The 14,123-nt window shown below is 52.2% G+C and carries 18 protein-coding genes; 2 read left to right on the forward strand and 16 right to left on the reverse strand.

Going from position 1 to position 14,123, the window contains the following annotated elements:
• Positions 1–12: 12 nt before the first annotated feature.
• Entirely contained in the window at positions 13–1,257 is a 1,245-nt protein-coding gene (locus CEE36_00350; GenBank protein TKJ44228.1) for a hypothetical protein, read from the reverse strand.
• A gap of 212 nt (positions 1,258–1,469) precedes the next feature.
• On the opposite strand from CEE36_00350, the gene rpsT reads away from it, so the two are divergent.
• Positions 1,470–1,712, forward strand: a complete 243-nt coding sequence (gene rpsT / locus CEE36_00355) for a 30S ribosomal protein S20 (protein TKJ44229.1) — start codon at positions 1,470–1,472, stop codon at positions 1,710–1,712.
• Between the two features lie 77 nt (positions 1,713–1,789).
• On the opposite strand, the gene CEE36_00360 is transcribed toward rpsT, so the two are convergent.
• From CEE36_00360 to CEE36_00430, 15 genes are all read right to left on the reverse strand, one after another.
• Positions 1,790–2,332 (reverse strand): hypothetical protein, encoded by a 543-nt coding sequence (locus tag CEE36_00360; GenBank protein ID TKJ44230.1) that lies wholly within the window; start codon positions 2,330–2,332, stop codon positions 1,790–1,792.
• Between the two features lie 10 nt (positions 2,333–2,342).
• Positions 2,343–3,731, reverse strand: a complete 1,389-nt coding sequence (locus tag CEE36_00365) for a DNA repair protein RadA (GenBank protein ID TKJ44231.1) — start codon at positions 3,729–3,731, stop codon at positions 2,343–2,345.
• The gene (locus CEE36_00370) at positions 3,728–4,504 is read right to left on the reverse strand and encodes a hypothetical protein (protein ID TKJ44232.1); all 777 of its coding nucleotides are present in this window, start codon (positions 4,502–4,504) and stop codon (positions 3,728–3,730) included. Before CEE36_00370 ends, CEE36_00365 begins: the two co-directional genes overlap by 4 nt.
• On the reverse strand, positions 4,497–5,204 hold the full coding sequence (locus CEE36_00375; protein TKJ44233.1) for an ABC transporter ATP-binding protein: 708 nt from the start codon (positions 5,202–5,204) through the stop codon (positions 4,497–4,499). The genes CEE36_00370 and CEE36_00375 overlap by 8 nt, the downstream gene beginning before the upstream one ends.
• Positions 5,201–5,932, reverse strand: coding sequence for an ABC transporter permease (locus CEE36_00380; protein ID TKJ44234.1), 732 nt, complete (start codon positions 5,930–5,932; stop codon positions 5,201–5,203). Before CEE36_00380 ends, CEE36_00375 begins: the two co-directional genes overlap by 4 nt.
• The gene (dnaB, locus tag CEE36_00385; protein ID TKJ44452.1) at positions 5,929–7,302 is read right to left on the reverse strand and encodes a replicative DNA helicase; all 1,374 of its coding nucleotides are present in this window, start codon (positions 7,300–7,302) and stop codon (positions 5,929–5,931) included. Before dnaB ends, CEE36_00380 begins: the two co-directional genes overlap by 4 nt.
• Positions 7,303–7,372: 70 nt before the next feature.
• Positions 7,373–8,554, reverse strand: coding sequence for a bifunctional 4'-phosphopantothenoylcysteine decarboxylase/phosphopantothenoylcysteine synthetase (locus CEE36_00390; GenBank protein TKJ44235.1), 1,182 nt, complete (start codon positions 8,552–8,554; stop codon positions 7,373–7,375).
• Positions 8,551–8,742 (reverse strand): hypothetical protein, encoded by a 192-nt coding sequence (locus tag CEE36_00395; GenBank protein ID TKJ44236.1) that lies wholly within the window; start codon positions 8,740–8,742, stop codon positions 8,551–8,553. Before CEE36_00395 ends, CEE36_00390 begins: the two co-directional genes overlap by 4 nt.
• Positions 8,742–9,347 (reverse strand): guanylate kinase, encoded by a 606-nt coding sequence (locus tag CEE36_00400; GenBank protein TKJ44237.1) that lies wholly within the window; start codon positions 9,345–9,347, stop codon positions 8,742–8,744. Before CEE36_00400 ends, CEE36_00395 begins: the two co-directional genes overlap by 1 nt.
• Positions 9,337–10,209, reverse strand: coding sequence for a YicC family protein (locus tag CEE36_00405; GenBank protein ID TKJ44238.1), 873 nt, complete (start codon positions 10,207–10,209; stop codon positions 9,337–9,339). Before CEE36_00405 ends, CEE36_00400 begins: the two co-directional genes overlap by 11 nt.
• Complete coding sequence (locus CEE36_00410) at positions 10,209–10,652, reverse strand: D-tyrosyl-tRNA(Tyr) deacylase (protein TKJ44239.1); 444 nt, start codon at positions 10,650–10,652, stop codon at positions 10,209–10,211. The genes CEE36_00405 and CEE36_00410 overlap by 1 nt, the downstream gene beginning before the upstream one ends.
• A complete protein-coding gene (locus tag CEE36_00415; protein ID TKJ44240.1) occupies positions 10,649–11,263 on the reverse strand; it encodes a thiamine biosynthesis protein ThiJ in 615 nt (204 codons plus the stop codon). Before CEE36_00415 ends, CEE36_00410 begins: the two co-directional genes overlap by 4 nt.
• 16 nt (positions 11,264–11,279) lie before the next feature.
• Positions 11,280–11,537, reverse strand: a complete 258-nt coding sequence (locus CEE36_00420; GenBank protein TKJ44241.1) for a hypothetical protein — start codon at positions 11,535–11,537, stop codon at positions 11,280–11,282.
• An 8-nt stretch (positions 11,538–11,545) separates the two neighbouring features.
• On the reverse strand, positions 11,546–11,980 hold the full coding sequence (locus CEE36_00425) for a hypothetical protein (protein TKJ44242.1): 435 nt from the start codon (positions 11,978–11,980) through the stop codon (positions 11,546–11,548).
• Complete coding sequence (locus CEE36_00430) at positions 11,977–12,741, reverse strand: hypothetical protein (GenBank protein ID TKJ44243.1); 765 nt, start codon at positions 12,739–12,741, stop codon at positions 11,977–11,979. The genes CEE36_00425 and CEE36_00430 overlap by 4 nt, the downstream gene beginning before the upstream one ends.
• 82 nt (positions 12,742–12,823) lie before the next feature.
• Between CEE36_00430 and CEE36_00435 the strand changes: the two genes are divergently transcribed.
• Positions 12,824–13,942 carry a hypothetical protein gene (locus tag CEE36_00435; GenBank protein TKJ44244.1) on the forward strand — a complete coding sequence of 373 codons (1,119 nt, stop codon included), beginning with the start codon at positions 12,824–12,826 and terminating at the stop codon, positions 13,940–13,942.
• Positions 13,943–14,123 lie beyond the last annotated feature (181 nt).

Raw genomic sequence — 14,123 nt, forward strand, 5'->3', positions numbered from 1 at the left:
GTCTTACTACTCTTATTGAGAAATGATCTCTATCTCTCCGACTTCACCGTCAGGGGTTACCAGATAGCATTCCGAAGGCTCTAACCACATTCCCCTTATGACTTTTTCTTTATTCGGATTGTCGTAAGTCTGTTCTGGAGCACCAGCTTTTGACGCCACTAAAGTCGGTTGTTCGACATAGACCCTAACTCCCCAACAAGCGTAATAATACACAAACCAGCCTCCACCACAATCGTAGTAACTTCGCGCATCACAGCCAGCTTCATCCCAACCTAAGTATGGAGCGCCGGTTGATTTATCCCAGATGCCGACGAAGAATTCTTTGCTTTGGAAAGTGTGACTCACGCTATGTTCATACCAGCCGATACCTTGGGAAGCTCCATCTTTAAGAGTAATCCAGTGACCATCTGGCCAGTAATAACCTCCACTCTGCTCGTAATCGTCGAAAGCATCGATGTCAAAACTGTACTGTGACTGGCCATGTATATAGATCCTTACTTTCGTGACTCTAGCAGCACTCCAGCCAGACGGCCTTGTGAATCTAACCATTAACCAGCCGTAGTCAACGCACCTCCTTCCAGTCTCGAAGCTTCCATCGTCATAGGAAAGCCATTGGCCTCTTTCAGTCGTAAACTGCCAGACATCGCCCGTAGTTGTTGCACCTTTATCATCCTTTGCCACAATCTTCCAGTAGTACGTGGTGTTATATTCGAGACTGCCTGGATCATAGTTCGTAGTTGTGCGGTCAGATGCAACTAAAGATGGACTTGATGATGTCCCAAAGTAGACATCGTAAGTTACCGGATCACCATCAGGGTCACCGCCAGTCCAGCTGAGGTTAACATCAAGAGGTTGATCAGTGGCACCATTGGCTGGAGAAGGATTGCCTGGGGCACTTGGCGGCTGGTTGTAATCCACAAATACAGTGACCACATCGGAGGTCCCTACGTTATCCGAAGGGTCATACGCCTTTGCAAAGACGGTATGCATGCTGCTGTCAGACACAGTGGTAGGATCCCATTCATATTCCCATGGAGATTCGGTATCAGAGTAACACATAGCTCCGTCAACATGGAATTCGACCTCAACCACCTCTTTGTTGTCATCGGCATCGGCTCGTATTATTACTGGATCTGAGATAGTCGCGTTATCGAGGGGATACGTAATGCTTACGGCGGGTGGTTCTTTATCGCAGCCTGTGGTTAGCATCAAACCGAGCACAACTGCTGCGGCTAAAACAGCCTTTCTATAGATCATTTTCGCCTCCTCTTTGAGGGCTTGTTTAGCTTCCCTTTCATTGTAAAGAAATCCTCTATCTCATAATACGTCCCTTCTGGCAGGTGTCAAGGAACTGATTCCTCCATACTTTTTCTTCCAACATGGCAACTATCTCCTGAACAATCTACCCTATAGGATTGACAAACCCCTCTTTATCGGATACAATTATAGTCTAACGCTAAAGGAGAAGCATGCCTGTTATTAAAAGTGTATTGAAGAATGTAAGGCAGAACGCCAAAAGACGAGCGGTCAACCGTGCACGTAGGTCTCGTCTGAAGACTGAGATCGCTAAGTTCACTGCCGCGACCAAGAAGGACAAAAAGAAGCTTTATCCTGCGGTGCAGGCCGTGATCGACAAGACCGTGCGCGAAGGCGTGATCCACCGCAACAAGGCTGCACGACTTAAATCAAGACTGGCAAGCCAGATAACTTAGGCTTCCCCATTCATGTCCGGGGGCGCTGGGAAAAAAGAGATTGGCCGGGATCTGTGACCCCGGCCAGTTTTTAAGACTTAAGTTCGGTATTTGGGACGGGCGAACACCATGCGTCCGGCAGGTGTGTTCACTACCCCCTTGATCACAACCTCCAGATAGCGGTTGATGTGCTCTGCACCCTCCTCAACTACAACCTTTATCCCGTTTGAGAAGTAACCAACCCCCTCATCCGCTTCCTTACCCAGTTTGACGATGCGCACCACCGTCTCATCTCCCGGTCTGAAGTGGGGCACGAAACGCTCAAACAGCGCATCTATGTCTATAACCCGAACCCCTTCCCGGCGCAGCTTCTCAGCGTTGAGTTCCTTTGAGAGTTTGAAAAACACCGCCTTCTTTGCATGGGTTAAGGCAAGTGCCTTATCGCTTGAATCCAGATCAGAGACAAACTCGATCTTTACATCAGAACATTTACCTAACCGCTCTATACCTGAGGCTGTCTCATCATCCAGAGGAGGAACATAAACCTTCCCCCTCAAAAGCTGCATCTCGAATAAAGACAGCACACGTCCATCCACTAATGCGTCTCGTTCGATTACGTACTTTTCTTTCCTTGCAAACATCAGTCCTCCTTCAGGGGTTTCGCAGGTATTCGAGGGCTTCTCGAATCGATCTTACCCCGATGGCTTCAATACCCGTAACACCCGTAACACCCTTAACACCCGTAACGCCCTTAACTTCCCCGAGGTTACGCTTGGGTATCAATGCCTTACTAAATCCCAGTCGCGCCGCCTCGCGCAGACGCAGCCCTGCCTGAGCCGCTGCTCGTACCTCGCCACCAAGACCCACCTCACCGAAGCAGACAAGATCATCCGGTAGTTTGCGATCCTTTAGTGAAGAGGCTACAGCCAGCAGGACCGCGAGGTCGCATGAGGGCTCCTCGATGGATATGCCTCCTACAACATTCAGGTAGGTGTCAAGAGAAAGAGCGGAGATACCGCCGCGTCTTGCCAATACGGCAAGCAGCATTGCGAAGCGGTGGCGGGGGAAGCCGGTGGTAACCCTCTGAGGCGAAGGAAATGGTGTAGGAGCTGTAAGCCCCTGGACTTCGACCAGCAGAGGCCTTGTTCCTTCCATGACCACGGTGACTGCGGCCCCTGGGGGACGCTCTGTCTGATCGGAAAGGAAGATAAACGATGGATTCTCGATATCCACTAGCCCCCTGGAGGTCATCTCAAAAAGCCCTATCTCGTTGGTTGAGCCAAAACGATTCTTGACCGCACGCAGGATGCGGTACTGCCGGAAACGCTCGCCCTCAAAATAGAGCACCGTATCCACAATGTGCTCCAGGGTACGCGGCCCTGCCAAGGTGCCGAACTTGGTGACGTGGCCTATGATAAGGGTGGTGACGCCTTCTGATTTAGCCAACCTCTGGAACCGTGCCGCACTCTCTCTTACCTGTCCCACACTTCCTGGTGCTCCATCAAGTGCTGAGGTAGTCATCGTCTGGATAGAATCAACCACCAGAAAGATAGGCCCAAGCTCCTTGACCCTTGTCTCGATGGCTTCGGTCTCGGTCTCCGCAAGGAGATAAAGGTTGTCTACATCAATCCCCAACCGCTGGGCGCGAAGCTTGAGTTGGGCAAGCGACTCCTCGCCCGATCCATAAAGAATCGGGCCTGCCGATGCGAGTCGCCAGGCAAGTTGAAGCGCAAGGGTTGATTTACCGATCCCTGGATCGCCCCCAAGAAGGATTACCGATCCTGGGACAAGCCCACCGCCGAGTACCCTGTCAAACTCAGGATGCGATGTAGGTAGACGAGGCCTCTCCTCCAGCTGGACCTCATTCAGGAGGGTAGGCTTGGCAGCCTGGCTTACTTCGACAGACCATTTGCGTCCTCTCTTGACAGCACGTTCCTCTACGAGGGTGTTCCATTCCCCGCAGGATGGACAACGCCCCATCCAACGAGAGGCCTCATACCCGCAGCTCTGGCAAACAAAGATCGATTCGCGTTTCCTCAAAACACTTTCACTTCAACTTTTAAGTAACGCTCAGGGTTCTCCCGGATGTCCTTGATTAGAATCTTGAGTTCCTCTGTGGCCTCTTTAAGGTTCACATACACCGTATCATCTCCCATCAGCCTTCCCAAAGAACCTTCGCCACGCTGGAGTCTTGTAAGGATAGAATCAAGACTCTGTGCAGAAGAGGCCAGATCGTCTATAGCTTGTCCCATCTTCTCACCGCGATCAACAACAGGTTTAATACCCCGTTTAGCCTCATCAAACAGATCCGTAATCCCCTCTTCAACAGCCGTCTGAATACCTTCCATCTCCACCTCGGATAAGAGACCTTCTATGCGAATAAGCGTTCGCTGCAGGTGTTCAAGAGAGAAGTCATCTATATACATCCCTTTGAACACTATGTTCGTGTCCCTGGCCATGATGTCGGATTCGCCTAAATCCACCTTAATATACTTCTCTCCAGTAAAAAGCGAACGGGTACGCATGGTAATGCGGGAGTCTATTGGGATATCGATGTCTTCTTCGATGTTCAGGGTAAGCATTATATCCTTTTTGCCGATCTCTACATCCGTCACCTTTCCCTTGATTACCCCGGCCACATCAACCGGGTCGCTCATGCGCAGTCCACCTACATCCTTGAGGCGAACCTTTACCTCGTAGGTTTTGCGTAACGACCAGTAATCCTTAAGCCAGTTGATACCGAAGAGCAAGATTAAGAGCCCGAAGAAAAGAAAGAGTCCTGCTGCTATCTCTCGCCTGCGTTCGTTATTCATAAAGTTCCTCCAATCGGGTAGTGCGTCGCGGACGGCTCAGGGTATAGTCCTTTAGAAAGTAGACGTCCTGTCCGGCGCGCCTTGCAAGCCCCATGTCGTGGGTGACGATCAAGGAAGTTACCTCAAGCCGTTCGCTAAGTTCTATGATGAGTTTGGTGATGCGCGTGGCCACCGCCGGGTCAAGAGCGGTGGTGGGTTCGTCGTAGAAGATGTATGCCGGCCCGGCGGCGATAGCACGCGCGATAGCCACAAGTTTCTTCATCCCCCCGGAAAGCTGAGCGGGGTACTTACGTCTTACCTCCCTATCAAGTCCAACCAGAGCGATCTTTTCGTCGATGATCCGGTTGCGTTCTTCCCAGGCAAGTCCTTTGCCGTCCAGGGCAAGAGCGATGTTGTCTGCAACGGAGAGGGAATCCAGGAGTGCTGATCCCTGAAATACATACCCTATCCTCTGTCGAACGCGGGTCAGTTCCTTTTTGAAGCGAGGCTTTGCCATAAGTCTTGTCACATCATCCCCATCTATAAGAACCTTTCCAGAATCGGGAACGAGCAACCCCAGTATGCACTTGAGGAACACGGTTTTACCTGAGCCCGACTTGCCAAGTATGAACACCCTGCGGCCGTCGTGTGCCTCGAAACTAACGTCGGCAAGCACCTTCTGCCGAGAGAAGCCCTTGGAGAGCCCGGAAACCTTTATCATCTGAACACCCAGAAGGCAACGCCAAAATCTATAACCATAATCAGTGCCGCGGCGGTAACCACCGAATAGGTAACCGAACGTCCAACCCCTTCCGCCCCCACGCCGGTCTCAAACCCGTAGTAGGATGAAACAGAACCCATAGTAAGCCCGAACAACAAGGTTTTCAACAGGCCGCCCAGTACGTCATTGAGGATCACGTAGCGCCGCAGACCGAAGACGTAGTCGGCTATCGGAATGTTCAGGATCACCTTGGCGGAAACCGCGGCCGCGACAAGCGAGATGAAATTTCCGTAGATCACCAGTGCGGGAACCACGATCACACCCGCAATTATTATGGGCAGTGCAAGATAGTGAACCGAGTTGATGCCCATGGTTTCCAAAGCGTCTATCTGCTCGGTAACCTTCATGGTGCCTATACGGGCGGTGATGTTCGAACCGACCCTGGCCACAATAAGAAGCGAGATAATCACCGGGGCAAGCTCGATAAGGATCGTACGTCCACCGGTAGCGCCAACGTAGAACTTGGGCAAACCGGCCTCGAGCTGATAGCTAACCATAAGTGCAACAACCATCCCTATGAATACCGCTGTAAATGAAACGACAGGCAGCGACAGAAGCCCGAGATGGTAGACCTGGTCGAGTATGAGTTTAGGCCGACGAAGGACATACCCCATCCCACCGAACGCCCGGAAGGTGAAGATCAGATACCGGCCAAGCTGTCGAATCAATCTAAAGGCTCCTCTGTTACTGAAGGTGCTATCCTCTCAGGTTCTTCTCTCGCTGTGTAGTCTTCAAAACGCATGTATTTATCCAAAAACACCATTCTAAATTCGCCAGTAGGCCCATTTCGTTGTTTTGCAATAATTATTCTAGCTATCTTTGCTTCAGTCACTACTATTTCCTCTCTATCCTCTTCTGTGTCTTCTTCTCTGTGCTTTTCTTCTTTGCTAGTTTGATAGAATCCAGGCCGATATATCAACATAACAAGATCGGCATCTTGCTCAATGGAACCGGACTCTCTGAGATCGGCCAGTTGTGGCCGCTTGTCTTCCCTCATCTCAGGACGCCGGGAAAGCTGCGAGATTGCGACCACAGGGACGTTGAGCTCCTTGGCCAGGGCCTTGAGAACTCTACTGATCTCGGTAATCTCCTGTTGACGGTTGCGCTGACCTGCAAACCCGGCTGATGCGTCCATAAGCTGCATGTAGTCAACGATAAACATCCCTACCTCACCTTCTGCATGAAGCCTTCTCGCCTTGGCCTTAAGCTCCAGTACGGTAAGCGACGCGGAATCGTCTATGAAGATCTGAAGTTCATTAAGTCTCCCCATAGCCTCCGAGATACGTCTATACTCATCCATGCTCAAACGCCCGGAACGCATCTTTGAAAGTCTGACCCCGGCCTCTGAGCAGATGATCCGCTCTGTAAGCATCTCAGTGGTCATCTCTAGACTGAATATACCTACCCTTATGCCCGTATGCCTGGCGGCTTCTACGACTATGTTGGTAGCAAGAGATGACTTACCCATAGAGGGTCTGCCTGCGATGATTACGAGTTCACCTTTCTGGAAACCGGATGTCCATTTATCCAAATCAGTAAAACCTGTCCGTATACCTGTGATGTAACGTCCCTCCTGTTTGGCCATGTCAATATTGCGCATAGCAGGTACAAGAAGGTCCTTGAGCGCCACGAATCCCCGCCGCAGCTTGGACTCCTTGATCTCGAAGATCAGATTCTCAGCCTTATCGAGCATCTCATCCACGGGCTGGCTAGAGTCATAGGCGTCCTGAACGATCCGGGTGGCAATACCTATAAGTCTGCGCTGGACCCACTTCTCATAGACTATGCGAGCATGCTCCTCGACGTGTGCAGGCGCCACTACGTTCTCGGCGAGGGAAGAGAGATACCCCAGCCCTCCTGCATCGGAAAGCTTCTTTTGCCGCTTGAGCTCCTCGATTACAGTTACGAGATCGGCGGTCTCGTTGCGCTCGAAGAGCCCCTGCAGCGCCTCGGCGATAAGCCGGTTCTTACGGTCGTAGAAGCAGGAGGGACGAAGGGTCCCGAACGCCTTGTACATGGCCTCCTGCGAGATAAGCATCGCGGCTAAGACCGCTGCCTCAGCTTCAGACGCGTGGGGTGGGACTCGCAACCCATCTCTTTCTAGTGGTTCAGCCACGGCTCTCCTTCCTTTGCATAAGTTCGGCGGTCACCTCAACCAGCCTTTCCGCCAGCTCTTCCTTGCTCGTTCGTGGGACCTCAATCTCCTCGCCGCCTGAATAGATAATCACAGCCTCGGTTTGTTCTCTACCTATAACCTCAGCCGGATTGGCCACTATCGCGTCGAGCTTCTTTAAGGTAAGTTTTTCAAGCGCCGCAGCCCTCCAGTCTTCCGCGGCTTCAACAGAGAAACCAATACGAACGGTTGATGAATCTGCAAATGCGGACAGAATGTCTGGGGTTTTAGAAAGGGTTAAGGTGAGCTCCCTATCCTTGATTTTATAGCCCGGAGTCTGTTGTGGTCTGTAGTCTGCGATAGCTGCTGCCATGAGCAATACATCGGTAGATGGCATAAGGGATGTAAGCTGTTCAAGCATCTGGGCTGCCGAGTTCACCCTGATGATCTGGACCCCACAGGGCAGTGGCACGCTCACCTGGCCTGCGAGGAGTGTCACATCGGCTCTGGCCCTGGCAAACGCCCTGGCAAGTTCTGCACCCATCCTGCCGGATGATCGGTTGGTAATAACCCTTACCGGATCGAGCTCCTCCTCTGTCCGACCACAGGTAATAACCACCGTTTTACCTCCAAGAATCGGATGTGTTCGGAGCAACCTCTCGGCAGCGAGCACGATTTCTTCAATCTCAGCAAGCCGACCCTTACCGACTATCCCGCATGCAAGCTCGCCCTCGCCAGGTTCAACAAACCCGGCACCGCGCCCCTTGAGTGTGGCTATATTCTCCTGGGTAGCCGGATTCCGCCACATCCCGGTGTTCATGGCCGGTGCAAAAAGCAAGAGCTTCGGGTCTGCCGCCAGAATAAGGCTTGAGAGCAGATCGTCGGCCAGACCATGAGCAGCCTTTGCAATGATGTCCGCGGTTGCAGGGGCTATAAGAACAAGACGGGTGCCTTCAAGAAGCGAGATATGTGAAAGCGCCTCCCGCCTTGCCCACAGGTTATCGTAGACCCCATCGGTGGTCAATGACTCGAATGTAACACGCCCGATGAAATGCTGGGCCGCCTCTGTCAAAACCACAGGTACTCGAAATCCCCTTTCACGAAGCCTGCGAAGGATGAAGGGGGCTTTGTACGCGGCTATTGACCCGGTTACTCCCAACAGAAGTCGCTCGTTCATTCTTCCTTCTCTTCAACCTCTCCACGCAGGGTGCGTGCCAGCCCCAAGCGATATGGGTTTTCTACCACATCAATTCGTCCCTCTGCCACCTCCTCGATCAGGCGGCGTGTTTCCCTCGAGGCCATCGCCAAAAAGTGATACTTGTTTTCGTAACGCTCCCAGATCTTCTCAAGGGAGGTTTCTTGCATCAATCCTCCGTTAGTTTAATCTTTTTAATTCGCGCAGCGCGAGCGCGTTCCGCATCAAGGATAGCCTGAAGCAAAGCGAGGCTTGCAGAAAGCGAATCGTTCACCACCACGTAATCGAACTCCCTAGCCCGTTCGATCTCAGCCTCGGCACGCGCAAGGCGCACCTCGATCGTCTCGCGATCGTCCCGTCCCCTTGCGGTAAGCCTGCGGCGCAGCTCGGAAAGGCTGGGCGGCAGCAAAAAAACGGTAACGCTCTCAGGGTAACGCTCCTTCAGATGAAGCGCTCCATTAATGTCCATATCCAACACAACGTCAAACCCCGCTGCGAGCAGCTCCTGGACCTGGGCTTTAGGAGTGCCGTAGCGATAACCGTAAACCTCCTCCCATTCAAGCAAACCATCCTGCTCGGCCAGGCTCGAAAACTCCTCGTCGCTTACGAAATGGTAGGCCTTGCCGTCTTCTTCCTTACCGCGCCTCGGCCGGGTGGTTGCCGAAACCGAGTAGCGAACCTTGTCATCGCGCCGCACAAGCGAGCGGCACAATGTTGTCTTCCCCGCACCTGAGGGAGCCGAAAGTATAAACAAAAATGGGTTCCTACTCAACATTCTGGACTTGCTCGCGAATCTTTTCTACCTCTTCTTTCATAGCTATAACGAAGTGGGTAATCGCGGTATCGTTCGCCTTAGATCCGATGGTGTTGGTCTCCTTCATCATCTCCTGGGTGATGAAGTTCAGCCTTCGGCCGTTGGATTCCTTGGCCCGAAGTGTCTCCCTAAAGAGTTTTATATGGTTTTCAAGTCGAACGCACTCCTCATGGATATCGAACCGCTCCGAGAAATAGAGAACCTCCTGCAACAACCGGTTGCGGTCAGGTTCAATCTTCATCTCTTCCAGAAGCTCCAGAAGCTTGGCGCGTTTCTTCTTGATTCGTCCAGGGATCCTGCGCTTAACAGCACTCAGATTGCTGTTGATGACTTTAAGGCGTCCTCTTAGATCCTTCTCAAGGTTCCTTCCTTCGGCGCGGCGCATCCTTACCAGATCCTTAATAGCACGATCAACCAAGCGCTTCGTGTATTTCCAGAGCCTGGCCGTCTCCACATCACGAGACTCTTCCTTGATAAGACCGGGGATTCGGAAGAGTAGCTCAGGGGTTATTTCTTCAGATACAGGCACCCGCTTTCGCAATTCCTTTAGAAGATGCAGAAAATCGTCAAGAACTTCCTGGGCAAGAACCAGACGCTTGCCGTTGGATTCTTCAAGGTGGACAGTAACACTCACCGAGCCGCGATTTAGGTTCTCTTTTATCACCTGTTTGATCTTTTCCTCGTAACCTGCCAACTGATCAGGCAGCTTAACACTCACCTCAAGATAGCGGTGATTTAGTGAATGCACCTCCACTGTTAGACGTAATCCCTCCGGTTTGATGGGAGCAACGGCCCTTCCTTGTCCGGTCATGCTGTTGACCATCACAAGGCTCCTTGAAATACGAACGTCACAGGCCCATCATTGACCAGTTCAACCTCCATGTGCGCACCAAAAACACCCTCTTTAACATCTATCCCAGCTGAACGAAGCGTATCAACAAAGACTCCCACAAACTCTCGAGCTCGATCAGGTTCCATCGCCGGATCGAAAGAGGGTCGCAGACCCTTTGCAAGATTGGCGGCAAGGGTAAACTGGGAAACAACAAGAATGCTTCCTCCGACATCTTTAAGTGAAAGATTCATCTTGCCGTCGGCATCGGTGAAGAACCGGTGTCTCGGAAGTCGCTCGGCGAAGCGGACAATCTCTTCGGCGCTGTCCCCTTTCTCCACTCCAAGTAGAACCAAGAGCCCCTTCGAGATCGAAGCCTTTTGGTTTCCATCCACCCTGACCGCTGCCCGGCTTACTCGCTGAACGACCGCCCTCACTCCTCTTCCTTCTTGAGCAAGGACAGCAGTTTGTGCCCGAAAGCCTCAGCAGCACGAGGGCCGGAGGCGGTAACTATCTTTCCTCTGCATACCACGTCTTCTGTCAGGTAGTTGGCTTCTCCGGCCTTCAGTTCGGAAGCGACGGAGGAAAAGCAGGTCGCATCTATGCCTTTCAGTATACCTGCACGTGCAAAGACGACTGGAGCAAGACAGATAGCTCCGAGGATCTTATCGGCCTCTTTGAACTCGCCTGCCAATCGAATCAAGGTGCTGTCGCTCCAGAGCGTCCTGGCACCCGCCCCCCCCACGATCACCAGAGCAACGTAATCGTCGGCATTGGCCTGCGAGATTAAAAGATCAGGCTTCACCTTCGCGCCCAGCATACCCTTCGCAACGCTGGTGTCGGTTGAGGCTATTACGCCGGCAAATCCACCCTCTTCCAGAATCTTCTTGGGAGTGGCAAGTTCCTCATCTCGAAATCCCTGGTGAGCGATCACAAAAAGAACCTTGGATCGAGATTCAGGAAGGCTCACCGATTCGGCCTCACTTGCAGACGGCTTAGATCCGCAGGCCAAAGCCGCCAACACTAAGACCGGCAACAATCTACGCATGAGCTTATCTCCTTTCTTAAGGCTTGTAGTCTAACGGCCGAATCTCAAATATTACTCCGTCATCGTCAGGACAGGCCGCACGGGTAACCTGTTTATTCTTCTCCCAGAAGAACGCCCCGCCGGTCTGAATGGTAAGGATCAAGGGAAAGATGGAGGCGAACGCGGAGGTGCAGATGCCTTCAGGTGTCAGGTCTCCAACAACATATTCATCGCCGACCTTATGAAAACCCTGGTTGCAGCGGCCTGCTGCTACCTTACAGCTGACCTTCTTCATACGTCCTCCTACACGTCAAACACTACGCGTGCCCGCCAGAGATTCCCCTCTTTTCCATAGAGGAAATCCTGGTAGGTCACCGTCTTAACCTCATGCAACAGGTTGTGGCGTCCTAAATCGAGCATCTCGCCGCAGACCACCGCCTCCAACCTGTATTGATCTCCCACTTTTGAAAGCCTCACACCCTCTGCATGATGCACAAGAAAACCTTGCGTTATAACACAATACAACAGTTCACGCAGCCAGTCAAGAAAACGTTCCTCAACGCTTTCGGATCTCGCCTCGATCCTACGCTGCTCGCTCTCGCCTACACTTTCCGGTTCGACTATCTGCGCAAGCAACGCCTCTGCTGCGTTGGCAAAAAGCTCCTCTTCGCTTGCTCCACGGATAAGGAGCTCCAGGTCGCTTGTATGCTCAAGCGCCTCCCAAACTGACTCGTTCACACCTTAAGCGGCGTAGGGAATAGCACCCGATGCTGTTCTGTATTGATGAGGGCGTAGCGGCCTCGGAACATGGGACCCGGATTGACTACAACCGTGGGACCTATACTGTCCTGTCCGGGCGTACCGTGAGCGTGACCGCAGAAACAGAACGCAGGTTGATGCTTCTCTATCACCTCGTTTATTACCTTCGCTCCCACATGATCGTCTATAGCGGGATCAAGGTCAACCCTTGAGATAGGAGGGGTATGAACAAGCAGTACGGTTTGATCAGGATCGGAGCCAAACCCGGAAGATAAATGCTTCTTGAGTGTTTTCCCTTTCAAACAATAAAAGCTCGCGTCCACATCAACCGGTCCAACAGCTCCACCCCAGCCAATAAAGGTGTAGCCCGCTACCTCGAAAGGCTCGGTTTGAACGTTATGCACGTTGGGAAAACCCTTCGCCGTTTCATTAAGCCGGGCGGTTGGAGCATCCAGATGCCCGGGAACGAACACAACCGGCACCCCGAATCCTGTAAGATTGATGAAGAACTCGCGGTAGATCAGCTCATCTATAACGCCATCATGTTCCGATTCCGCCTTGGACTTGCGCGGGGCTTTACCGGTCGAGCGAACCTTTTGCCATTCGGCTTCGCGTTCTGCTGAATCCAAGATATCACCGGCAAAAACAATCAGGTCTAAACGTTGATCCTCCAGTGCCTCCTCAAGAAGAGGCCATACGCGATTTCCTCCATGATAGTCCGCAAACAGAGCGATTTTCATATCAGAGAAGCTTAATCGTGAATCGGGAATTGTCAAGGGAACTGATCACTTGACTCTACCCCATAGAGGTGTAGGATTGTGTATGGATGTCACTCAACTCTTTCCCCGCACCAGAGGCATCATCTACTTCAACCACGCATCCAGCTCTCCACTTGCTGTCCCTACACGCAAGCGTATGAAGGCGTTGATTGATGAACTCAAGCTTGGGGATAAATCGTGGGATTTCTGGAGCACCGAGCTTTCCGAGTTTCGCGGCGAGTCGGCAAAACTTCTTAAAGCCCAGCCTTCCCAGATAGGTTTCATCCCCAACACCTCAATGGGACTTTTAGCTGCCCTTTACTCCATACCATGGCAGGAGGGCGACAACATCGTGTTGATCAAGGACGGCTTCCCTGCAAACATCGTCCCGTGGGAGCAGAATCTGCCGCAGATAGAGAAACATCAGATAGAGATTGAAGACGACAGACCGCTTGAGGATAGGATTCTGGATGCAACCAATGAACATACCCGTGCAGTGGCCATAGACTGGGTTGACTTCTTTACAGGTTACAGGGTTGATCTTAAGAAAGTTGGGGATTTCTGCAACGCTCAAGGCATCTTCCTGGTGGTTGACGGTATCCAGGGTGCGGGTGCTTTAGAGCTTGATCTTTCAAAGCTTCACGTGGACTTCTTTGCCGCCGGGTCTGCCAAATGGCTCCTGGGTCCGGTGGGCGCCGGGATCCTTTATGTGAACGCCAAGACCATGTCTCGGCTGAAGCCCGCGTTTGCGGGATGGATGAGCCTTTCCTGGAAAGACTTCAACATCTTCGACCCCCTGCCTCCTCTCAAACAGGGCGCGGGCCGGTTCGAGCCCGGCTCCTATCCTGGAGTCCCGCTCGTAGGGTTCGTTGAGAATCTGAAGATCCTGAACTCGGTAGGGATAGCAAAGATTAACGAGAGGATCTTCCAGACCCGCAGATTCCTGTTGGAAGGTTTAAAACAGATGGATGCGGAGATTCTCTCACCCTTCAAGGAGGATCACGCCTCAGGCATACTCACCTTCCGGTTTCAAGGTAAGGATTCAAAAGAGCTGTTCGAGGAACTTAGTGATGCCCGCATCATCGTCTCACTGCGCAAAGGTGCTATCAGGCTCTCCCCACACTTCTACAACACTGCCGAGGAGACCGAGAAGGTGCTCAAAGTCATCCGGGATTTCGCCTGAAAAAAATAGGACAAAAGCTGGTCAAAAGTTGGTCAAAAGTGGGTCAAAAGCTGGTCAAAAGTTGGACATTTTGCGGGTCCGATGCCGAATAAGTTGGTCAAAAGCTACCCAAAAGGTGGACAAATAACAGCTCACAGCTGACGGCTGACAGCTGACGGCAGGTGGCGCGACTGCGTCGCGA

Source organism: candidate division TA06 bacterium B3_TA06 (genome assembly GCA_005223075.1).
Classification (GTDB): domain Bacteria; phylum Hydrothermota; class Tepidihabitantia; order B3-TA06; family B3-TA06; genus B3-TA06.

What these genes read in the sequence shown, in the direction of transcription:
- CEE36_00350 (TKJ44228.1), bottom strand. Translation starts at nt 1,257, where the DNA reads ATGATCTATAGAAAGGCTGTTTTAGCCGCAGCAGTTGTGCTCGGTTTG.
- rpsT (TKJ44229.1), top strand. Translation starts at nt 1,470, where the DNA reads ATGCCTGTTATTAAAAGTGTATTGAAGAATGTAAGGCAGAACGCCAAA.
- CEE36_00360 (TKJ44230.1), bottom strand. Translation starts at nt 2,332, where the DNA reads ATGTTTGCAAGGAAAGAAAAGTACGTAATCGAACGAGACGCATTAGTG.
- CEE36_00370 (TKJ44232.1), bottom strand. Translation starts at nt 4,504, where the DNA reads ATGAATAACGAACGCAGGCGAGAGATAGCAGCAGGACTCTTTCTTTTC.
- CEE36_00375 (TKJ44233.1), bottom strand. Translation starts at nt 5,204, where the DNA reads ATGATAAAGGTTTCCGGGCTCTCCAAGGGCTTCTCTCGGCAGAAGGTG.
- dnaB (TKJ44452.1), bottom strand. Translation starts at nt 7,302, where the DNA reads ATGCTTATCTCGCAGGAGGCCATGTACAAGGCGTTCGGGACCCTTCGT.
- CEE36_00390 (TKJ44235.1), bottom strand. Translation starts at nt 8,554, where the DNA reads ATGAACGAGCGACTTCTGTTGGGAGTAACCGGGTCAATAGCCGCGTAC.
- CEE36_00395 (TKJ44236.1), bottom strand. Translation starts at nt 8,742, where the DNA reads ATGCAAGAAACCTCCCTTGAGAAGATCTGGGAGCGTTACGAAAACAAG.
- CEE36_00400 (TKJ44237.1), bottom strand. Translation starts at nt 9,347, where the DNA reads ATGTTGAGTAGGAACCCATTTTTGTTTATACTTTCGGCTCCCTCAGGT.
- CEE36_00405 (TKJ44238.1), bottom strand. Translation starts at nt 10,209, where the DNA reads ATGGTCAACAGCATGACCGGACAAGGAAGGGCCGTTGCTCCCATCAAA.
- CEE36_00415 (TKJ44240.1), bottom strand. Translation starts at nt 11,263, where the DNA reads ATGCGTAGATTGTTGCCGGTCTTAGTGTTGGCGGCTTTGGCCTGCGGA.
- CEE36_00420 (TKJ44241.1), bottom strand. Translation starts at nt 11,537, where the DNA reads ATGAAGAAGGTCAGCTGTAAGGTAGCAGCAGGCCGCTGCAACCAGGGT.
- CEE36_00430 (TKJ44243.1), bottom strand. Translation starts at nt 12,741, where the DNA reads ATGAAAATCGCTCTGTTTGCGGACTATCATGGAGGAAATCGCGTATGG.
- CEE36_00435 (TKJ44244.1), top strand. Translation starts at nt 12,824, where the DNA reads ATGGATGTCACTCAACTCTTTCCCCGCACCAGAGGCATCATCTACTTC.